This is a genomic window from Serratia sp. CY33802 (assembly GCF_052169095.1).
GTDB lineage: Bacteria > Pseudomonadota > Gammaproteobacteria > Enterobacterales > Enterobacteriaceae > Serratia > Serratia bockelmannii.
In genome coordinates, this window is sequence record NZ_JBJNLL010000004.1 from 15,742 (window position 1) to 36,564 (window position 20,823).

At 56.5% G+C, this 20,823-nt stretch carries 20 protein-coding genes; all 20 read left to right on the plus strand.

Features of this window, described 5'->3' with window-relative positions; translation table 11 throughout:
* Nucleotides 1-318 precede the first annotated feature (318 nt).
* The 20 genes from mnmG (at nucleotide 319) to ACJ8HA_RS14980 (ending at nucleotide 20,823) form a co-directional block, all read left to right on the plus strand.
* The gene (gene mnmG, locus ACJ8HA_RS14885; RefSeq protein WP_033631384.1) at nucleotides 319-2,208 is read left to right on the plus strand and encodes a tRNA uridine-5-carboxymethylaminomethyl(34) synthesis enzyme MnmG; all 1,890 of its coding nucleotides are present in this window, start codon (nucleotides 319-321) and stop codon (nucleotides 2,206-2,208) included.
* Between the two features lie 138 nt (nucleotides 2,209-2,346).
* Nucleotides 2,347-2,967 (plus strand): 16S rRNA (guanine(527)-N(7))-methyltransferase RsmG, encoded by a 621-nt coding sequence (gene rsmG / locus ACJ8HA_RS14890; RefSeq protein WP_025304738.1) that lies wholly within the window; start codon nucleotides 2,347-2,349, stop codon nucleotides 2,965-2,967.
* Nucleotides 2,968-3,606: 639 nt separating this feature from the next.
* Nucleotides 3,607-3,990: a F0F1 ATP synthase subunit I gene (atpI, locus tag ACJ8HA_RS14895; RefSeq protein WP_025304739.1), complete on the plus strand. Its 384-nt coding sequence runs from the start codon at nucleotides 3,607-3,609 to the stop codon at nucleotides 3,988-3,990.
* A gap of 22 nt (nucleotides 3,991-4,012) precedes the next feature.
* Complete coding sequence (gene atpB, locus ACJ8HA_RS14900; RefSeq protein ID WP_025304740.1) at nucleotides 4,013-4,789, plus strand: F0F1 ATP synthase subunit A; 777 nt, start codon at nucleotides 4,013-4,015, stop codon at nucleotides 4,787-4,789.
* A 49-nt stretch (nucleotides 4,790-4,838) separates the two neighbouring features.
* A complete protein-coding gene (gene atpE / locus ACJ8HA_RS14905; RefSeq protein WP_004093904.1) occupies nucleotides 4,839-5,078 on the plus strand; it encodes a F0F1 ATP synthase subunit C in 240 nt (79 codons plus the stop codon).
* Nucleotides 5,079-5,135: 57 nt separating this feature from the next.
* Nucleotides 5,136-5,606, plus strand: a complete 471-nt coding sequence (gene atpF / locus ACJ8HA_RS14910; RefSeq protein WP_004933804.1) for a F0F1 ATP synthase subunit B — start codon at nucleotides 5,136-5,138, stop codon at nucleotides 5,604-5,606.
* 14 nt (nucleotides 5,607-5,620) lie between these two features.
* Nucleotides 5,621-6,154 carry a F0F1 ATP synthase subunit delta gene (atpH, locus tag ACJ8HA_RS14915; protein ID WP_025304741.1) on the plus strand — a complete coding sequence of 178 codons (534 nt, stop codon included), beginning with the start codon at nucleotides 5,621-5,623 and terminating at the stop codon, nucleotides 6,152-6,154.
* A 12-nt stretch (nucleotides 6,155-6,166) separates the two neighbouring features.
* Nucleotides 6,167-7,708, plus strand: a complete 1,542-nt coding sequence (atpA, locus tag ACJ8HA_RS14920; protein WP_025304742.1) for a F0F1 ATP synthase subunit alpha — start codon at nucleotides 6,167-6,169, stop codon at nucleotides 7,706-7,708.
* A 59-nt stretch (nucleotides 7,709-7,767) separates the two neighbouring features.
* On the plus strand, nucleotides 7,768-8,631 hold the full coding sequence (atpG, locus tag ACJ8HA_RS14925; protein WP_004933811.1) for a F0F1 ATP synthase subunit gamma: 864 nt from the start codon (nucleotides 7,768-7,770) through the stop codon (nucleotides 8,629-8,631).
* A 32-nt stretch (nucleotides 8,632-8,663) separates the two neighbouring features.
* Nucleotides 8,664-10,046 carry a F0F1 ATP synthase subunit beta gene (gene atpD / locus ACJ8HA_RS14930; RefSeq protein ID WP_004933813.1) on the plus strand — a complete coding sequence of 461 codons (1,383 nt, stop codon included), beginning with the start codon at nucleotides 8,664-8,666 and terminating at the stop codon, nucleotides 10,044-10,046.
* A gap of 20 nt (nucleotides 10,047-10,066) precedes the next feature.
* The gene (locus ACJ8HA_RS14935; RefSeq protein ID WP_004933814.1) at nucleotides 10,067-10,486 is read left to right on the plus strand and encodes a F0F1 ATP synthase subunit epsilon; all 420 of its coding nucleotides are present in this window, start codon (nucleotides 10,067-10,069) and stop codon (nucleotides 10,484-10,486) included.
* A gap of 290 nt (nucleotides 10,487-10,776) precedes the next feature.
* Entirely contained in the window at nucleotides 10,777-12,150 is a 1,374-nt protein-coding gene (glmU, locus tag ACJ8HA_RS14940) for a bifunctional UDP-N-acetylglucosamine diphosphorylase/glucosamine-1-phosphate N-acetyltransferase GlmU (RefSeq protein WP_043140716.1), read from the plus strand.
* A gap of 152 nt (nucleotides 12,151-12,302) precedes the next feature.
* Nucleotides 12,303-14,132: a glutamine--fructose-6-phosphate transaminase (isomerizing) gene (gene glmS, locus ACJ8HA_RS14945; protein ID WP_043140722.1), complete on the plus strand. Its 1,830-nt coding sequence runs from the start codon at nucleotides 12,303-12,305 to the stop codon at nucleotides 14,130-14,132.
* A 336-nt stretch (nucleotides 14,133-14,468) separates the two neighbouring features.
* Nucleotides 14,469-15,509 carry a phosphate ABC transporter substrate-binding protein PstS gene (gene pstS / locus ACJ8HA_RS14950; RefSeq protein ID WP_043140725.1) on the plus strand — a complete coding sequence of 347 codons (1,041 nt, stop codon included), beginning with the start codon at nucleotides 14,469-14,471 and terminating at the stop codon, nucleotides 15,507-15,509.
* A 91-nt stretch (nucleotides 15,510-15,600) separates the two neighbouring features.
* Nucleotides 15,601-16,557, plus strand: a complete 957-nt coding sequence (pstC, locus tag ACJ8HA_RS14955; protein WP_016929615.1) for a phosphate ABC transporter permease PstC — start codon at nucleotides 15,601-15,603, stop codon at nucleotides 16,555-16,557.
* Nucleotide 16,558: 1 nt separating this feature from the next.
* Nucleotides 16,559-17,449, plus strand: coding sequence for a phosphate ABC transporter permease PstA (gene pstA, locus ACJ8HA_RS14960; RefSeq protein WP_025304746.1), 891 nt, complete (start codon nucleotides 16,559-16,561; stop codon nucleotides 17,447-17,449).
* A gap of 54 nt (nucleotides 17,450-17,503) precedes the next feature.
* Nucleotides 17,504-18,274: a phosphate ABC transporter ATP-binding protein PstB gene (pstB, locus tag ACJ8HA_RS14965; RefSeq protein ID WP_016929614.1), complete on the plus strand. Its 771-nt coding sequence runs from the start codon at nucleotides 17,504-17,506 to the stop codon at nucleotides 18,272-18,274.
* Nucleotides 18,275-18,285: 11 nt separating this feature from the next.
* Complete coding sequence (gene phoU / locus ACJ8HA_RS14970; protein WP_033636521.1) at nucleotides 18,286-19,020, plus strand: phosphate signaling complex protein PhoU; 735 nt, start codon at nucleotides 18,286-18,288, stop codon at nucleotides 19,018-19,020.
* A gap of 168 nt (nucleotides 19,021-19,188) precedes the next feature.
* On the plus strand, nucleotides 19,189-20,028 hold the full coding sequence (locus tag ACJ8HA_RS14975) for an ABC transporter substrate-binding protein (protein ID WP_019455482.1): 840 nt from the start codon (nucleotides 19,189-19,191) through the stop codon (nucleotides 20,026-20,028).
* An 81-nt stretch (nucleotides 20,029-20,109) separates the two neighbouring features.
* Nucleotides 20,110-20,823 carry an amino acid ABC transporter permease gene (locus ACJ8HA_RS14980; RefSeq protein WP_025304748.1) on the plus strand — a complete coding sequence of 238 codons (714 nt, stop codon included), beginning with the start codon at nucleotides 20,110-20,112 and terminating at the stop codon, nucleotides 20,821-20,823.

Here is a 20,823-nt window from a genome sequence, read left to right on the forward strand (position 1 = left end):
AGTTATCCCAATAACAACCGTAGTGCGCTTTTTGTCCTGTGCATAACAAGCCTTTTAGATCCCAACTTATCTGCGTCGGGATCACCGATCATTCACAGCAAACGATCCTCCTTAATCTGCTGATCTTCATCGTGAATAGTCACTTATCCACAGAGGATCGCGATCCTAATAAGAGATCTAATAAAGAGATCTTTAAATAAAAAAGATCTTCTTTTAATTACCGACGATCCTGACCACTTGGTCGATCGTCTAAACTTGAGTAGAATCCCCGACCCCAGGGCAAATACGATCGTTCGCAATACGGCGAGGTGCAGTTCCATGTTTTATCCAGATCAATTTGACGTCATCATCATCGGTGGTGGCCATGCAGGTACCGAGGCCGCCATGGCCGCGGCGCGCATGGGACGTCAGACTTTATTATTGACACACAATATCGATACGCTGGGACAGATGTCCTGTAACCCGGCGATTGGCGGTATTGGTAAAGGGCATCTGGTTAAGGAAATTGATGCACTCGGTGGCCTGATGGCAACGGCGATCGACCACGCCGGCATTCAGTTTAGGATACTAAACGCCAGCAAAGGCCCAGCCGTTCGTGCCACACGCGCTCAGGCGGATCGCGTACTGTATCGCCAGGCGATCCGTACCGCGTTGGAGAACCAGCCCAACCTGATGATCTTCCAACAACCTGTTGAGGATCTGATCGTCGAAAACGATCGCGTAGTCGGCGCCGTCACCCAAATGGGCCTGAAATTCCGCGCCAAGGCGGTGGTATTGACCGTAGGCACCTTCCTGGACGGCAAGATCCATATCGGTCTGGAAAACTACAGCGGTGGTCGCGCCGGGGATCCACCTTCGATCTCGCTGTCGCAACGTTTGCGAGAACTGCCGCTGCGCGTTAACCGCTTGAAAACCGGTACGCCACCGCGCATCGACGCCCGCACTATCGATTTCAGCGTACTGGCGCCACAACACGGCGATACGCCGGTGCCGGTATTCTCGTTCCTGGGCGATGCCAGCCAACACCCGGAACAAATGGCGTGCTACATCACCCACACCAATGAAAAAACCCATGACGTGATCCGCAATAACCTCGATCGCAGCCCGATGTATGCCGGGATCATCGAAGGGATCGGCCCACGTTATTGCCCGTCGATCGAAGACAAGGTCATGCGCTTTGCCGATCGCAATGCGCACCAGATCTTCCTCGAGCCGGAAGGCCTGACCAGCAACGAGATTTACCCTAACGGGATTTCCACCAGCCTGCCGTTCGACGTGCAGATGCAGATCGTCCGTTCGATGGAAGGAATGCAAAACGCGCGTATTATTCGCCCTGGTTATGCTATCGAGTACGATTTCTTCGATCCACGCGATCTGAAGCCGACGCTGGAAAGCAAATTCATTCAGGGGCTGTTCTTCGCCGGTCAGATCAACGGCACCACCGGGTATGAAGAAGCCGCTGCGCAGGGCCTGCTGGCCGGTCTGAACGCCGGGCGTTTCGCCGACGAACAAGAAGGCTGGGCGCCACGCCGCGATCAGGCCTACCTGGGCGTGCTGGTGGACGATCTCAGCACCCTCGGCACCAAAGAGCCGTACCGCATGTTTACCTCACGCGCCGAGTATCGTCTGATGCTGCGCGAAGACAACGCCGATCTCCGCCTGACGGAAAAAGGCCGCGAGCTGGGTCTGGTGGACGATGTGCGTTGGGCGCGTTACAGCGAGAAGCTGGAGCGAATCGAACGCGAACGTCAACGCCTGCGCGACATCTGGATGCACCCGCACGCCGAGAACGTCGAACAGGTCAATGCCTTGCTGAAAGCACCGCTGTCGCGCGAAGCGAACGGCGAAGAGCTGCTGCGCCGCCCGGAGATGGATTACGCGCAGTTGACCGGCACCGACGCCTTCGCACCGCCGCTGGACGACGTACAAGCGGCCGAACAGGTCGAGATCCAGGTCAAATACGAGGGCTACATCGCTCGCCAACAGGAAGAGATCGAAAAACAGCAGCGCAACGAGAATACCGTGCTGCCGTTGGATCTCGACTACCGTCAGGTTTCGGGACTGTCGAACGAGGTGATCGCCAAGTTGAACGATCACAAACCGAACTCCATCGGCCAGGCTTCGCGCATCTCCGGCATTACGCCGGCGGCGATCTCGATTTTGCTGATCTGGCTGAAAAAGCAGGGACTGCTGCGCCGCAGCGCATAAATCTTGCATCCAGGCGGCCGTTTGTTCATCCCGTAGCCAAACGGCCGCTGACATCACTTGCGCCCTGAATTATCATAGTCGCCTCATTGCGCCAGCTAACCATCCGCTGGTCGTTCAGCGCCTGCCAGAGGATCCGTTGTGCAAAAAAAATTAGACTCGCTGCTTGCGGCGGCAGGCATTGAGCTGCCCGATCAGCAAAAACAGCAGCTGCTGGGTTATGTCGGCATGCTGGATAAGTGGAACAAGGCTTATAACCTCACGTCGGTGCGCGATCCGCAGCAAATGCTGGTGCGCCACATCCTCGACAGCATCGTGGTCAACCCGCATTTGCAGGGCTCACGTTTCATCGATGTCGGCACCGGCCCCGGCTTACCGGGCATTCCGCTGGCGATCGTGCGCCCAGACGCGCATTTCACGCTGCTCGACAGCCTGGGCAAACGCGTGCGCTTCCTGCGCCAGGTGCAGCATGAGCTGGGCCTGAACAATATCGAGCCGGTGCAGAGCCGCGTCGAAGCGTTTCCGGCCGAGCCACCGTTTGATGGCGTGATCAGCCGCGCGTTCGCTTCGCTGCAGGATATGCTGTCCTGGTGTCATCATCTGCCGGCGAAAGGGCAGGGGCGTTTTTACGCGTTGAAAGGCGTGCGCCCGGATGAAGAATTGGCGCACTTGCCGGAAGGCGTCAGCCTGGAATCCATTGTGCGGCTTCAGGTGCCTGAATTGGAAGGTGAACGCCATCTGGTGGTGCTTAAGGCAAACTGAGTTTGTTTTTGATCAAACAAGCGTGAATTAAAGGTAGTACTAAGCGTAAAAATAAGCAGGCTAATTAATTGGTCGCTTTTTTTAGTTAATTTACTTTCTATTAACACAAAAAACGCGGCTAATTAGCGACAATAGAGTAATTGCATTTGGAAATAGTCACGTTAGCAATCATGTGCGAAAGATTGGCCTTTGCTGCTAATGTTAATTGGCTGTTGGAATATTGCCTCGCTGCTTGTCAATAAAAGGTTTTCGTCGGGTATACGGATTGTTTTTGAACAGTTAACTGATAATGTTTTGATTTATATAATCTTTTGATCGCTCAAATTGCTAAAGACGGTTTGGTTGACCATCGGCTATAAATCAGGAAGGGGTATTACTGTGATCGGCTTCGCGTTTCTAAACGCAACGCTGGAATAATCAGACAATTAAATGCGTCCTATTATTCCGACCGTTTTCTTGTGAAAATAGGCTGGAATAGGGAAATTTAAATAATTGTTCACCTTTTCGCTACTTATCGATTGAATTCGTTGGTATGCCCCGTATAATTTGCTCGTTTTTTGCTGCTTGACTCAGGACAGCAAAAACAGTTGTATACGTCACTCAGCATACCCCCTCAGGGGTACGGAGAGAACAAACGTCATGTCTGTGTCCCTTTACAGCGGGAAAGTCGCACGCAAACTGCTGTTTTTGCAGTTAATGACTTTTGTTCTGATCAGCGTTGCTTTCTGGCTGAAAAGCCCGGAATGGAGCGCTTCGGCGCTGGCAGGCGGTCTCGCCGCCTGGTTGCCGAGTGCAATGTTTATGCTGTTTGCCTTGCGCCATCAGGCGCAAACGCCGGCGCCCGGTAGGGTTGCCTGGTCGTTCGCCATCGGCGAGGGGCTAAAGGTCGTGATCACCATCGTTTTGCTGATCGTGGCGCTGGGGGTGTTCAAGGCGGAGTTTATACCGCTTGGCCTGACCTATTTAGCGGTGTTAGTGGTGCAGATAGTGGCACCGGCCGTGATTAACAGTTACCGAAATTAACTAAATAAAGGGTAGAGGCATCATGTCTGCAGAGGGATACAACAGTCCACAGGAGTATATCGGTCACCACCTGACGCAGCTTCAGGTCGGGACTGGGTTTTGGTCGATTAACCTCGACTCGATGTTTTTCTCCGTCGTCCTCGGGGTTTTGTTCCTGGTGATTTTCCGCAAAGTGGCTAAAAACGCCACCAGCGGCGTGCCGGGTAAACTGCAAACCGCCGTGGAGCTGGTGGTTGGTTTCGTCGACAGCAGCGTGCGCGACATGTACCACGGCAAGAGCAAGGTGATTGCGCCGTTGGCGCTGACCGTGTTCGTCTGGGTGTTCCTGATGAACCTGATGGACCTGATTCCGGTAGACTTCCTGCCGTTCATCGGGGCGCATCTCGGTCTGCCTGCGCTGCGCGTGGTGCCTACCGCTGACGTGAACGTCACGCTGTCTATGGCGCTGGGCGTGTTTATCCTGATTCTGTTCTATAGCATCAAAATGAAAGGCGTTGGCGGGTTCGTTAAAGAGTTGACCATGCAGCCGTTCAACCACCCTGTATTCATTCCTATCAACCTGATTCTTGAAGGTGTCAGCCTGCTGTCCAAACCTGTTTCACTGGGTCTGCGACTGTTCGGCAACATGTATGCGGGTGAGTTGATCTTCATCCTGATTGCCGGCCTGTTGCCGTGGTGGTCACAGTGGGTCCTGAGCTTGCCTTGGGCTATCTTCCACATCCTGATCATTACGCTTCAAGCCTTTATTTTCATGGTTCTGACGATCGTCTATCTGTCGATGGCGTCTGAAGAGCACTGATTTTCTTAAAACACTTGCACTTTTAAACTGAAACAAACTGGAGACTGTCATGGAAAACCTGAGTATGGATCTGCTGTACATGGCTGCCGCTGTGATGATGGGTTTAGCGGCAATCGGTGCTGCGATCGGTATCGGCATCCTGGGTGGTAAATTCTTGGAAGGCGCTGCTCGTCAGCCTGACCTGATTCCTCTGCTGCGTACACAGTTCTTTATCGTTATGGGTCTGGTCGACGCCATCCCGATGATCGCTGTAGGTCTGGGTCTGTACGTGATGTTCGCCGTCGCGTAAGTAGAGTAACCCTCTACGACGTAACCAAACTATTAACTTTTAAAGAGGCATTGTGCTGTGAATCTTAACGCAACAATCCTCGGCCAGGCCATCGCGTTCGTTCTGTTTGTCTGGTTCTGCATGAAGTACGTATGGCCGCCGATCATGGCTGCCATCGAGAAACGTCAGAAAGAAATCGCTGACGGCCTCGCTTCTGCAGAGCGTGCCAAAAAAGATCTGGACTTAGCGCAAGCCAATGCGACCGACCAGCTGAAAACTGCTAAAGCAGAAGCTCAGGTGATCATCGAGCAAGCGAACAAACGCAAAGCTCAGATCATGGATGAAGCGAAAGCCGAAGCCGAGCAGGAACGTAACAAAATCGTGGCGCAGGCTCAGGCTGAGATCGAAGCCGAACGTAAGCGCGCTCGTGAAGAGTTGCGTAAGCAAGTCGCGATGCTGGCAATTGCCGGCGCCGAGAAGATCATCGAACGTTCCGTGGATGAAGCTGCTAACAGCGACATCGTTGATAAACTGGTCGCTGAACTGTAAGGAGGGAGGGGCTGATGTCTGAATTTGTAACTGTAGCTCGCCCCTACGCCAAAGCAGCTTTTGACTTTGCCGTTGAGCACCAAAGCGTAGAGCGCTGGCAGGAGATGCTGGCGTTTACGGCTGAAGTCACTCGCAATGAACAGATTTCTGAACTGCTGTCTGGCGCGGTTGCGCCAGAAACGCTGTCCAAGACGTTCATCGCGGTTTGTGGCGATCGGCTCGACGAACATGGCCAGAACTTTATCCGTGTAATGGCCGAAAATGGACGTTTACTGGTTCTTCCTGCCGTGCTGCAGCAGTTCATCGAACTGCGCGCCTCGCTGGAATCCACCGTCGAAGTCGAAGTGCTCTCTGCGAGCGCGCTGAGCGACGAACAGCAGGCGAAAATCGCCGCTGCGATGGAAAAACGTCTGTCACGCAAAGTTAAGCTGAATTGCAAAATTGACAAGTCTGTACTGGCCGGCATCGTTGTTCGCGCCGGCGATATGGTGATTGATGGCAGCGTTCGCGGTCGTCTTGAACGCCTGACAGACGTCTTGCAGTCTTAAGGGGACTGGAGCATGCAACTGAATTCCACCGAAATCAGCGAACTGATCAAGCAGCGCATTGCTCAGTTCAATGTAGTGAGCGAAGCTCACAATGAAGGTACTATCGTTTCCGTCAGCGACGGGATCATCCGCGTACACGGCCTGGCCGAAGTTATGCAGGGCGAAATGATCGCGCTGCCTGGCAACCGTTACGCAATCGCATTGAACCTGGAGCGCGACTCTGTCGGTGCCGTGGTCATGGGGCCGTACTCGGATCTGGCCGAAGGCATGAAGGTTAAATGTACTGGCCGTATCCTGGAAGTTCCAGTCGGTCGTGGTCTGCTGGGCCGCGTAGTTAACACCCTGGGCGCACCTATCGACGGCAAAGGCCCGATTGAAAACGACGGCTTCTCTCCGGTAGAAGCTATCGCGCCAGGCGTTATCGAGCGTCAGTCCGTTGATCAGCCGGTTCAAACTGGCTACAAATCCGTTGACGCCATGATTCCAATCGGCCGTGGCCAGCGTGAGCTGGTGATCGGTGACCGTCAGACCGGTAAAACCGCGCTGGCGATCGATGCGATCATCAACCAACGCGACTCCGGCATCAAATGCGTTTACGTGGCTATCGGCCAGAAAGCGTCCACCATCGCTAACGTGGTGCGCAAACTGGAAGAGCACGGCGCACTGGCCAACACCATTGTGGTGGTGGCGACCGCTTCCGAATCCGCTGCACTGCAATACCTGGCGCCATACGCCGGTTGCGCAATGGGCGAATACTTCCGTGACCGCGGTGAAGATGCGCTGATCGTGTACGATGACCTGTCCAAACAGGCCGTTGCTTACCGCCAGATTTCCCTGCTGCTTCGTCGTCCGCCAGGTCGTGAAGCTTACCCAGGCGACGTATTCTACCTGCACTCCCGCTTGCTGGAGCGTGCAGCGCGCGTTAACGCCGAATACGTTGAAGCCTTCACCAAAGGTGAAGTTAAAGGCCAAACCGGTTCACTGACCGCTCTGCCGATCATTGAAACCCAGGCGGGTGACGTTTCCGCGTTCGTTCCGACCAACGTAATCTCGATTACCGATGGTCAGATCTTCCTGGAATCCAACCTGTTCAACTCCGGTATTCGTCCGGCAGTTAACCCGGGTATCTCCGTATCCCGTGTTGGTGGCGCCGCGCAGACCAAGATCATGAAGAAACTGTCCGGTGGTATCCGTACCGCGCTGGCACAGTATCGTGAGCTGGCTGCGTTCTCCCAGTTCGCCTCCGATCTGGACGACGCGACCCGCAAACAGCTGAGCCACGGTCAGAAAGTGACCGAGCTGCTGAAACAGAAACAGTATGCGCCGATGTCGGTTGCACAACAGTCTCTGGTGCTGTTTGCCGCAGAACGCGGTTACCTGAACGACGTCGAAGTCGCCAAAGTGGTGAGCTTCGAAGCCGCGCTGGTCGCCTATGCGGACCGCGAGCACGCCGAACTGCTGAACCACATCAACCAAACTGGCAACTTCAATGATGAGATCGAGGGCAAGTTGAAAGACGTCCTCGAGACCTTCAAGAAAACCCAGTCCTGGTAACGCCGAACGGTCCTGCTGTTGAAAGACAGCAGGCCGTCTGGCACTGAGGAGAAGCAGAGATGGCCGGCGCAAAAGAGATACGTAGTAAGATCGCTAGCGTGCAAAACACGCAAAAGATCACTAAAGCGATGGAAATGGTCGCCGCCTCCAAAATGCGTAAATCGCAGGATCGCATGGCGGCCAGCCGTCCTTATGCAGAGACCATGCGCAAAGTGATTGGTCACCTTGCGTTAGGGAATCTGGAGTACAAGCACCCGTACCTGGATGAGCGTGACGTTAAGCGCGTCGGGTATCTGGTGGTGTCTACTGACCGTGGTCTCTGCGGCGGCTTGAACATCAACCTGTTCAAAAAGCTGCTGGCGGAGATGAAAGCCTGGTCCGAAAAAGGCGTCGAAACCGATTTGGCGCTGATTGGCTCTAAAGCGGCCTCTTTCTTTGGTTCCGTGGGCGGCAACGTGGTTGCCCAGGTGACCGGCATGGGGGACAAACCTTCCCTGTCGGATCTGATCGGGCCGGTGAAAGTGATGCTGCAGGCCTACGACGAAGGTCGTTTGGACAAGCTGTACATTGTCAGCAACAAATTTGTTAATACGATGTCCCAAGAGCCACAGGTGCTTCAGCTGCTGCCGTTACCGCCAGCCGATGACGAAGAGCTGAAGAAAACGCCTTGGGATTACCTGTATGAACCCGATCCAAAAGTGCTGCTTGATACCTTGCTGCGCCGCTATGTGGAGTCGCAGGTTTATCAGGGCGTCGTGGAAAACCTGGCCAGCGAGCAGGCCGCACGAATGGTCGCGATGAAAGCCGCAACCGATAACGGCGGTAGCCTGATCAAAGAGCTGCAGTTGGTATACAACAAGGCGCGTCAGGCCAGCATCACTCAGGAACTCACCGAGATCGTTTCGGGAGCCTCCGCGGTTTAAGCTAGGTTTACGAATTACGTAGAGGATTCAAGATGGCTACTGGAAAGATTATCCAGGTAATCGGCGCCGTGGTGGACGTCGAGTTCCCTCAGGATGCCGTACCAAAAGTGTACGATGCCCTTGAGGTAGAAAACGGCACCGAAAAACTGGTGTTGGAAGTTCAGCAACAGCTGGGCGGTGGCGTGGTTCGCTGTATCGCAATGGGGACCTCCGACGGTCTGCGTCGCGGTCTGAAAGTGAACAACCTGGACCACCCGATTGAAGTGCCGGTGGGTAAAGCTACCCTGGGCCGTATCATGAACGTATTGGGCCAACCGATCGACATGAAAGGCGACATCGGCGAAGAAGAGCGTTGGGCGATTCACCGCGCGGCGCCAAGCTACGAAGAGCTGTCCAGCTCCCAGGAACTGCTGGAAACCGGTATCAAGGTAATGGACCTGATTTGTCCGTTCGCCAAGGGCGGTAAAGTTGGTCTGTTCGGCGGTGCGGGCGTAGGTAAAACCGTAAACATGATGGAGCTGATCCGTAACATCGCGATCGAGCACTCCGGTTATTCCGTGTTTGCGGGCGTGGGCGAGCGTACTCGTGAGGGTAACGACTTCTACCACGAAATGACCGACTCCAACGTTCTGGACAAAGTATCCCTGGTTTACGGCCAGATGAACGAGCCACCAGGTAACCGTCTGCGCGTTGCGCTGACCGGTCTGACCATGGCGGAGAAATTCCGTGACGAAGGCCGTGACGTTCTGCTGTTCGTTGACAACATCTACCGTTACACCCTGGCCGGTACCGAAGTGTCCGCACTTCTGGGCCGTATGCCATCCGCGGTAGGTTATCAGCCAACGCTGGCGGAAGAGATGGGCGTTCTGCAAGAACGTATCACCTCGACCAAGACCGGTTCCATCACTTCCGTACAGGCCGTTTACGTTCCTGCGGATGACTTGACTGACCCGTCACCAGCCACCACCTTTGCGCACTTGGACGCAACCGTGGTACTGAGCCGTAACATTGCTTCTCTGGGTATCTACCCGGCCGTTGACCCGCTGGATTCTACCAGCCGTCAGCTGGATCCGCTGGTTGTTGGCCAGGAGCACTACGACGTAGCGCGTGGCGTGCAGTCCATTCTGCAACGCTACCAGGAACTGAAAGATATCATCGCGATCCTGGGTATGGACGAGCTGTCTGAAGAAGACAAACTGGTCGTATCCCGTGCGCGTAAGATCCAACGCTTCCTGTCTCAGCCGTTCTTCGTGGCAGAAGTCTTCACCGGTTCTCCGGGCAAGTTCGTATCGCTGAAAGACACCATCCGTGGTTTCAAAGGCATTATGGACGGCGACTATGACCACCTGCCGGAGCAGGCGTTCTACATGGTTGGCACCATTGAAGAAGCAGTGGAAAAAGCCAAGAAACTGTAACGCCTTGAGAGGAGGGTGATATGGCTATGACTTACCATCTGGATGTAGTCAGCGCGGAAAAACAGATGTTTTCCGGCCTGGTGCAGAAGATCCAGGTGACAGGCAGCGAAGGTGAACTGGGGATCTTCCCTGGCCATGCGCCGCTGCTGACTGCCATCAAGCCTGGCATGGTGCGTATTGTTAAGCAGCACGGTGAAGAAGAGTTCATCTACCTGTCCGGCGGCATCCTCGAGGTGCAGCCGAGCGTGGTTACCGTGCTGGCGGACACTGCTATCCGTGGTACTGACCTCGACGAAGCGAGAGCGTTGGAAGCTAAGCGTAAAGCTGAAGAACACATTCGCAGCTCTCATGGCGATGTCGACTATGCTCAGGCATCCGCTGAACTGGCGAAAGCGATCGCAAAACTGCGCGTTATCGAGCTCACCAGAAAAGCGATGTAATGTTTGGGTGCTCTGCACCCAACTTTAAGAAAGCGGCCTATAGGGTCGCTTTTTTTTTACTTTAAAATAAGCATTTCAGCCCGGCGGGCGGTGTGGTGTATAACCCCTGATATCGGGAAAGAAACGTCGCCGAACGCCGACAGTTTTTTCGTCCTGAAGCCGAATCGGCCATGATGGCGGCAGGCCAAGAGGCGCGCGGCCTGCGCCGGGTTCGTGATGAGAAATATGTAGTAATATCGTCGCTAAACGGTTTTACTTTCGTCTATCAAAATGGAGTTATCAGGTTGCTTATGTCGAACAGCGCAATGAGCGTGGTCATCCTCGCCGCGGGCAAGGGTACGCGCATGTATTCCGATCTTCCCAAAGTGTTGCATCCGTTGGCCGGTAAGCCGATGGTGCAGCACGTCATTGATGCCGCGATGAAACTGGGCGCGCAACATGTTCACCTGGTATACGGCCACGGCGGCGATTTATTGAAAAGCACGCTGACGGACGGCGCGCTGAACTGGGTGCTGCAGGCGGAGCAATTGGGCACCGGCCATGCAATGCAGCAGGCGGCGCCGCATTTTGCCGACGATGAAGACGTGCTGATGCTGTACGGTGACGTGCCTTTGATTTCCGTGGATACGCTGCAACGCCTGATTGCGGCCAAGCCGCAGGGCGGCATCGGTCTGCTGACGGTGAAACTGGACGATCCGAGCGGTTACGGCCGCATCGTGCGCGAGCAGGGCAACGTGGTGGGCATCGTTGAACACAAGGACGCCAGCGAGGCACAGCGTCAGATTAATGAGATCAATACCGGCATCCTGGTGGCGAACGGGCGCGATCTGAAGCGCTGGCTGGGGATGCTGAACAACGACAACGCACAGGGCGAGTTTTACATCACCGATATCATTGCGTTGGCCCATGCCGACGGCAAGAAAATCGAGGCTGTACACCCGTCGCGCCTGAGTGAAGTGGAAGGTGTGAACAACCGCCTGCAACTGGCGACCCTGGAACGCGTATTCCAGTCGGAACAGTCTGAAAAGCTGCTGTTGGCCGGCGTGATGCTGCTGGATCCGGCGCGTTTCGATTTGCGCGGGGAACTTGTTCACGGCCGCGACATCACTATTGATGCGAATGTGATTATCGAAGGTCACGTCAAGTTGGGCGATCGGGTGAAAATCGGCGCCGGCTGCGTGCTGAAAAACTGCGTAATCGGTGATGATTGCGAGATCAGTCCTTACAGCGTGCTGGAAGACAGCGTGCTGGAAGTCGGCTGCACCGTGGGGCCATTTGCCCGCCTGCGCCCAGGCGCGGAGCTGGCGGCAGGGGCCCACGTCGGCAACTTCGTGGAAATGAAAAAGGCGCGTCTGGGCAAAGGCTCCAAGGCCGGCCACCTCAGCTACCTGGGCGATGCCGAAATCGGCGATGACGTGAATATCGGCGCCGGCACCATCACCTGTAACTACGATGGCGCCAACAAGCACAAGACGCTGATCGGCGATGGGGTGTTCGTCGGTTCCGATACTCAGCTGGTGGCGCCGGTATCGGTCGGCAAAGGCTCCACCATCGCCGCAGGCACCACGGTGACGCGCGATATTGCCGAGAACGAATTGGTGCTGAGCCGCGTCAAGCAGGTGCACATTCAGGGCTGGCAACGTCCGGTGAAGAAGAAGTCATAGTGTGTTTTGCGTTGGGCTCTGTTCACGAGCCCAATACAAAACATAATAACCCCCACCATCTACAGGCTCGGGGGACGCACGGTAAAAACCGGCAAAAATCAGGTCAAGGCATCGAAAGCGCCCATGAAGGGCGTTCATTAGGAATATAACTGATGTGTGGAATTGTAGGCGCAGTAGCGCAACGTGATATCGCAGAAATCCTGTTGGAAGGTTTACGTCGTCTTGAGTACCGCGGTTATGACTCCGCCGGTCTGGCGGTGGTCGATGAAAAAGGCAACGTCAGTCGCCTGCGTCGCGTAGGCAAGGTACAAAAACTGGCCGAAGCGGCGGAGCAAACCGATCTGCACGGCGGTACCGGCATCGCTCACACCCGCTGGGCAACGCACGGTGAACCGACCGAAGCGAACGCGCACCCGCATGTTTCCGACTACATTACCGTGGTGCATAACGGCATCATCGAAAACCACGAACCGCTGCGCGAGCTGCTGATCGAACGTGGTTACCGTTTCAGCTCCGAAACCGACACCGAAGTGATCGCGCACCTGGTGCACTGGGAACAGTTGCAGGGCGGTACGCTGCTGGAAGTGGTTCAGCGCGTGATCCCACAGCTGCGCGGCGCTTACGGCACCGTGGTGATGGACAGCCGCGATCCGAGCGTATTGGTTGCGGCGCGCTCCGGCAGCCCGCTGGTTATCGGCCGCGGCGTTGGGGAAAACTTCATCGCCTCCGATCAGCTGGCGCTGCTGCCGGTCACCCGCCGCTTCATCTTCCTGGAAGAAGGCGATGTGGTGGAAGTGACTCGCCGCACCGTCAACATCTTCGACAAGCAGGGCAACGCCATCGAGCGTCCTGAGATCGAATCCCAGGTGCAGTATGACGCCGGCGACAAGGGCGCTTACCGTCACTACATGCAAAAAGAGATCTACGAACAGCCGCTGGCGCTGAAAAACACCCTGGAAGGGCGTTTCAGCCATGGCCAAATCAACCTGAGCGAGCTGGGCCCGCACGCCGACGAGCTGCTGGCCAAGGTGCAACACGTGCAGATCATCGCCTGTGGGACTTCTTACCACTCCGGGATGGTGGCGCGCTACTGGTTTGAAGCGTTGGCCGGCGTGCCGTGCGACGTCGAGATCGCGTCCGAATTCCGTTACCGCAAATCGGCGGTGCGTCCGGGTAGCCTGATCATCACCCTGTCGCAGTCCGGCGAAACCGCCGACACGTTAGCGGCGCTGCGCCTGTCCAAAGAGCTGGGTTATCTTGGTTCGCTGGCCGTTTGTAACGTTGCGGGCTCTTCGCTGGTGCGTGAATCCGATCTGGCGTTGATGACCAAAGCGGGCACGGAAATCGGCGTAGCCTCGACCAAAGCCTTCACCACCCAGCTTACCGTGCTGTTGATGCTGGTGGCGCGCCTAGGCCGCCTGAAAGGCATGGCGGAAAGCGTGGAGCAGGAGATCGTGCACGGCCTGCAGGCGCTGCCGGCGCGTATCGAGCAGATGCTGTCGATGGATAAAGAGATCGAAGCGCTGGCGGAAGGCTTCTCCGACAAGCACCATGCGCTGTTCCTCGGCCGCGGCGATCAGTATCCGATCGCCATGGAAGGGGCGCTGAAGCTGAAAGAGATCTCCTATATTCACGCCGAAGCTTATGCGGCGGGCGAGTTGAAACACGGCCCGCTGGCGCTGATCGACGCCGATATGCCGGTGATCGTGGTGGCGCCAAACAACGAACTGCTGGAAAAGCTGAAGTCCAACATTGAAGAAGTGCGCGCGCGCGGCGGCCAGCTGTACGTGTTCGCCGATCAGGACGCCGGCTTTGTCAGCAGCGAAGGCATGACCATCATTCCTCTGCCGCACGTCGAGGAAATCGTCGCGCCGATCTTCTACACCGTGCCGTTGCAGCTGCTGTCTTACCACGTGGCGCTGATCAAAGGCACCGACGTTGACCAGCCACGCAACCTGGCGAAGTCTGTCACCGTAGAGTAATTTGCCGCAGGTAAACTGCAAAAGCCGGCCTTCGCGCCGGCTTTTTTCATGAGTGGCCTTAAAGATGACAGCGCGACCGATTCGGCGATAAACGTTGTCATATTCAAGCGGATAGGCCGCGCCAAAACGGTTTTTTTATTGCTTGGCAAATGTGCTGTTTAACAACTAACTTTTTGATTTATAGATAAAACAATACCCATCAAACGCACTGTAATATAACTGTCATATTGCGTACATTTTTCTGTCACCAAACTGTCCTATTTTCCCTCCTGCAGCAATACTTACTCTGATTAAAACGACTCGAAGTCGATTTTAAGTATCCCATTAGGAGGGATTATGAAACTGATGCGTACCACCGTCGCCAGTATTGTGGCAGCGACCTTCTCCCTGACCGCCGTGTCCGCGTTCGCTGCTGCCAGCCTGACCGGTGCAGGTGCGACATTCCCCGCTCCGGTTTACGCTAAGTGGGCAGATTCTTATCAGAAAGAAACCGGCAACAAAGTTAACTATCAGGGCATCGGCTCCTCTGGCGGCGTGAAGCAAATCGTGGCCAACACCGTTGACTTTGGCGCTTCCGATGCTCCGCTGTCTGACGACAAACTGGCGGCCGATGGCCTGTTCCAGTTCCCGACCGTGATCGGCGGCGTGGTACTGGCGGTGAATATCCCGGGCATCAAATCCGGCGAACTGACGCTGGACGGTAAAACCCTGGGCGATATCTACCTGGGCAACGTCAAAAAGTGGAACGATCCGGCTATCACCAAGCTGAACCCTGGCGTGAAACTGCCTGACCAGAACATCGCCGTAGTGCGCCGCGCCGACGGTTCCGGCACCTCGTTCGTGTTTACCAGCTACCTGTCCAAGGCCAACGCGCAGTGGAAAGAGAAGATTGGCGCCGGTTCTACCGTTAACTGGCCGACCGGTCTGGGCGGCAAAGGCAACGACGGCATCGCCGCCTTCGTTCAGCGTCTGCCTGGCTCTATCGGCTACGTAGAATACGCTTACGCCAAGCAGAACAACCTGGCTTACACCAAGCTGGTGTCCGCCGACGGCAAACCGGTCAGCCCGACCGAAGAGAGCTTCAGCAACGCGGCCAAAGGCGTGGATTGGAGCAAGACCTTCGCTCAGGATCTGACTGACCAGAAAGGCGACAACGTGTGGCCAATCACCTCCACCACCTTCATTTTGGTGCACAAAGAGCAGAAAAACCCTGCTCAGGGTGCCGAAGTGCTGAAGTTCTTCGACTGGGCTTATAAAACCGGCGCCAAGCAGGCGAACGAGCTGGATTACGCCACCCTGCCGACAGAAGTGGTTGAGCAGGTGCGCGCGGCCTGGAAAACCAACGTAAAAGACAGTTCAGGTAAAGCGCTGTACTAACAACGCAGGGGCGCGGGTTCGCCGCGCCCCACACAGTTCTTCAGGCTCCGATCCCGGTTGGGGCTGCCAGGGTTCAAACAGAGAGTAATCTATGGCTGAGTACAAGCCGACCATCAAAGCACCGGGCAAAAACGGTGACATCATTTTCAGCGCGCTGGTGAGACTGGCTGCGCTGATTACCCTATTGTTGCTGGGCGGCATCATCGTTTCGCTGATCTTCGCCTCCTGGCCAAGCATGCAGAAATTCGGCTTCGCCTTCCTGTGGACCAAAGAGTGGGATGCGCCGGCGGAGCAGTTCGGCGCGCTGGTGCCTATCTACGGTACCGTGGTCACCTCGCTCATCGCGCTGATCATCGCCGTGCCGGTGAGTTTCGGCATCGCGCTGTTCCTGACCGAACTGGCGCCGAACTGGTTGAAGCGGCCGCTGGGCATCGCCATTGAGCTGCTGGCGGCCATCCCGAGCATCGTCTACGGCATGTGGGGCCTGTTTGTGTTCGCCCCGCTGTTCGCCGAATACTTCCAGACGCCGGTGGGCGACGTGCTGTCGGGCATTCCTATCGTCGGCGAGCTGTTCTCCGGCCCGGCCTTCGGCATCGGTATCCTGGCTGCCGGGGTGATCCTGGCGATCATGATCATTCCTTACATCGCTGCGGTTATGCGCGACGTGTTCGAACAGACGCCGGTAATGATGAAAGAGTCGGCCTACGGCATCGGCTGCACCACTTGGGAAGTCATCTGGCGCATCGTGCTGCCGTTCACCAAAAACGGCGTCATCGGCGGCGTGATGCTGGGCCTGGGCCGTGCGCTGGGGGAAACCATGGCGGTGACCTTTATCATCGGCAACACCTACCAGCTCGACAGCGCTTCGCTGTATATGCCGGGCAACAGCATCACCTCGGCGCTGGCCAACGAATTCGCCGAAGCTGAGTCCGGCGTGCACACCGCCGCGTTGATGGAGCTGGGCCTGATTCTGTTTGTTATCACCTTTATCGTGCTGGCGCTGTCGAAACTGATGATCATGCGTCTGGCCAAGAATGAGGGGCGTTAACATGGCGACGATGGATATGCAAAACGCAGTCGTTCTGGCGGAAAGCCGCCGCAAAATGCAGGCCTGGCGCCGGCAGAAAAACCGCCTCGCGCTGTTCCTGTCGATGGCGACCATGGCGTTCGGGTTGTTCTGGCTGATCTGGATCCTGATCGCCACCGTCACCAAAGGCTTCGACGGCATGTCGCTGGCGCTGTTCACCGAGATGACCCCGCCGCCGAATACCGCAGGCGGCGGCTTGGCCAACGCTATCGCCGGCAGCGGCCTGTTGATCCTGTGGGCGACCCTTTTCGGTACGCCGCTGGGCATCATGGCCGGCATCTACCTGGCGGAATACGGCCGTAAATCCTGGCTGGCGGAAGTGATCCGCTTTATCAACGACATTCTTTTGTCCGCACCGTCGATCGTGGTGGGCCTGTTCGTTTACACCATCGTGGTGGCGAAGATGGAACACTTCTCCGGCTGGGCCGGCATCGTGGCGCTGGCGCTGCTGCAGGTGCCGATCGTCATTCGTACCACCGAGAACATGCTGAAACTGGTACCGGATACGCTGCGCGAGGCCGCTTATGCCCTGGGTACGCCGAAATGGCGCATGATTTCCGCCATCACGCTGAAGGCGTCGGTGTCCGGCATCATCACCGGCGTGCTGCTGGCGATTGCACGCATCGCGGGGGAAACCGCACCGCTGCTGTTCACTTCGCTGTCGAACCAGTTCTGGAGCACCGACCTGATGCAGCCGATCGCCAACCTGCCGGTGACCATCTTCAAATTCGCCATGAGCCCGTTCGCCGAATGGCAACAGCTGGCCTGGGCCGGGGTGCTGTTGATCACCCTGTGCGTACTGTTACTGAATATCCTGGCGCGCGTGGTTTTCGCCAAGAAAAAGCATTCATAAAATTTTGAGCGCCGCTTTGGCGGCGCTGATGAAAAGAGAGAAGTCTTGATGAGTATGGTTACTGACGCTTCCAGCAGCAAAATTCAGGTACGCGATCTGAACTTCTACTATGGCAAATTCCATGCGCTGAAGAACATCACGCTGGATATCGCCAAGAACAAGGTCACCGCGTTTATCGGCCCGTCCGGCTGCGGCAAATCTACCCTGCTGCGCACCTTCAACAAGATGTACCAGCTGTACCCGGAACAGCGTGCGGAAGGCGGCATCCTGCTGGACGGCCAGAACATCCTGACCGACAACTCGGATATCGCGCTGCTGCGTGCCAAGGTCGGCATGGTGTTCCAGAAGCCGACGCCGTTCCCGATGTCGATTTACGACAACATCGCCTTCGGCGTTCGCCTGTTTGAAAAGCTGTCGCGCGCCGATATGGACGAGCGCGTGCAGTGGGCGCTGACCAAGGCGGCGCTGTGGAATGAAACCAAGGACAAGCTGCACCAGAGCGGCTACAGCCTCTCCGGCGGCCAGCAGCAGCGTTTGTGCATCGCCCGCGGCATCGCCATTCGTCCGGAAGTGTTGTTGCTGGATGAGCCTTGCTCGGCGCTGGATCCGATCTCCACCGGCAAGATTGAAGAGCTGATCAGCGAGCTGAAGGCTGATTACACCGTGGTGATCGTGACGCACAACATGCAGCAGGCGGCGCGCTGCTCCGACTCTACCGCATTTATGTATCTGGGCGAGCTGATCGAGTTCAGTGATACTGATAACCTGTTCACTGCGCCGCAGAAAAAGCAGACTGAAGACTACATCACTGGCCGTTATGGTTGATAGGAAGCATCATGGATAACCTGAATTTAAACAAACACATTTCCGGCCAGTTCAACGCAGAGCTCGAGCATATCCGCACCCAGGTGCTGACCATGGGCGGGCTGGTGGAGCAGCAGCTGACCGACGCCATCACCGCGATGCACAATCAGGATGGCGAGCTGGCCAAGCGCGTGATCGAAGGCGACGCCAAGGTCAACATGATGGAAGTGGCGATCGATGAAGCTTGCGTGCGCATTATCGCCAAGCGCCAGCCGACCGCCAGCGATCTGCGTCTGGTGATGGCGATCATCAAAACCATTTCCGAGCTGGAGCGCATCGGCGACGTGGCGGACAAGATCTGCCGCACCGCGCTGGAGAAGTTCTCGCACCAGCACCAGCCGCTGCTGGTCAGCCTGGAGTCGCTGGGGCGCCACACCGTGCAGATGCTGCACGACGTGCTGGACGCCTTCGCGCGCATGGATCTGGACGAGGCGATCCGTATTTACCGGGAAGATAAAAAAGTCGACCAGGAATACGAAGGCATCGTGCGTCAGCTGATGACCTACATGATGGAAGATTCGCGCACCATTCCGAGCGTGCTGACCGCGCTGTTCTGCGCCCGTTCTATCGAGCGTATCGGCGACCGCTGCCAGAACATCTGCGAATTTATCTTCTATTTCGTCAAAGGGCAGGATTTCCGTCATTTGGGTGGCGATGCCCTGGAAAAGCTGCTCTCCCCGGGCGGTAAAGACGACAAAGCCGACTAACCCTTTCCGGGTAATATCCTTCAAAGGCGCGGTTTCCCGCGCCTTTATTCCATCTTAAGCGCGTAAAGATAAAAAGGTTATAAATATAGCTTTTTATATTATTTCCTGACCTATGTGGCGCTTGCTAGCTTATCCGCCAGCAGGACATCAACCACTTAGGAGCTTTCTATGAAACATCGCGCTTTGGCCTTAACGTTGTTAGCCAGTCTGACCGGCCTCGCCGCCGGTGCCGCGCACGCGGACAAACTTGACGATATCAAGCAAGCCGGCGTGGTGCGCATCGCGGTGTTCGACAGCAACCCGCCGTTCGGCTACATCGATCCGCAGAGCAAGAAGCTGGTGGGCTACGATGTGGATGTCGCCGACGCGATCGGCAAAGCGCTGGGGGTGAAAGTGGAGCTGCGCGCCACCAACCCGGCCAACCGCATTCCGCTGCTGGTGTCGAAGAAGGTTGACCTGATTGCCGCCAACTTCACCATTACCGACGAGCGCGCCAAGGAAGTGAACTTCAGCGTGCCGTACTTCGCCACTGGCCAGAAATTCATCGCCCGCAAAGGCGTGTTGAAAACGCCGGAAGACATCAAGAAGCTGCGCATCGGCGCGGATAAGGGCACGGTGCAGGAAATCACCCTGCGCGAGCGTTTCCCGACGGCGAAAGTGATCTCCTACGATGATACCCCGCTGGCGTTCGTGGCGCTGCGTAACGGCAACGTGCAGGCGATCACTCAGGACGACGCCAAGCTGGTCGGCCTGCTCGGCAACCTGCCGGCGGCGCAAAAGGCGGAGTTTGAAATTTCGCCGTTCAGCCTGACCAAAGAGTATCAGGGCGTCGGCATTCCCAAGGGTGAAGATCGCCTGACCGCCGCGGTGAACGAGACGCTGATCAAGCTGGAAAAAGACGGCGAAGCGGTTAAGATTTACGATCGCTGGTTCGGGCCGGAAACCCAATCCGCTCAACCGCGCGGCGATTTCAAAATCGCGCCTTTGGATCAGCAACCAAAAGCCTGACTTAACCGCTTGCGGTGAGATAGGCACGGAGGGGCGCAGCTTGCTGCGCCCCTGATGCATTCTGCAAGACAAGGATTGAACATGAACCTGGACTGGCTGCTGGCGCCGCAATACCTGAGCTGGCTGTGGCACGGCTTTCTGCTGACGCTGTGGCTTTCCGCCTGCGCGGGCCTGGCGGCCACGTTGCTGGGCTTTGTGCTGGCGGCGATGCGCGACAGCAGCCTGCGGCCGTTGCGTTGGCTGGCGATGGGATACAGCTCGCTGTTTCGCAATACGCCGCTGCTGGTGCAGCTGTTCTTCTGGTACTTCGCCGCCGGGCAGATCCTGCCGTCCGCCGCCATGCAGTGGCTGAACAGCTCACATCAGGTCGGCCCGCTTGAGTGGCCGTCGTTCGAGTTTCTCGCCGGTTTCTTTGGCCTGACGCTCTACTCCACCGCCTTTATCGCCGAAGAGATCCGCTCCGGCATTCGCGGCGTCGCCGGCGGGCAGAAATATGCCGCTCAGGCGCTGGGACTGACCGGCTGGCAGGCGATGCGCTACGTGGTGTTGCCGCAGGCGCTGAAAATCGCGCTGCCGCCGCTGCTGGGGCAATACATGAACGTGATCAAGAACTCGTCGCTGACCATGGCGATCGGCGTTGCCGAACTCTCTTACGCCTCGCGTCAGGTCGAAACCGAAACCCTGCGCACCTTCCAGGCGTTCGGCGTGGCGACGGTGCTGTATATCGCCATCATCGCGCTGCTGGAAGGTTGGGGCATGTGGCGACAACAGCGTAAACCGCTGGGAGGACATTGA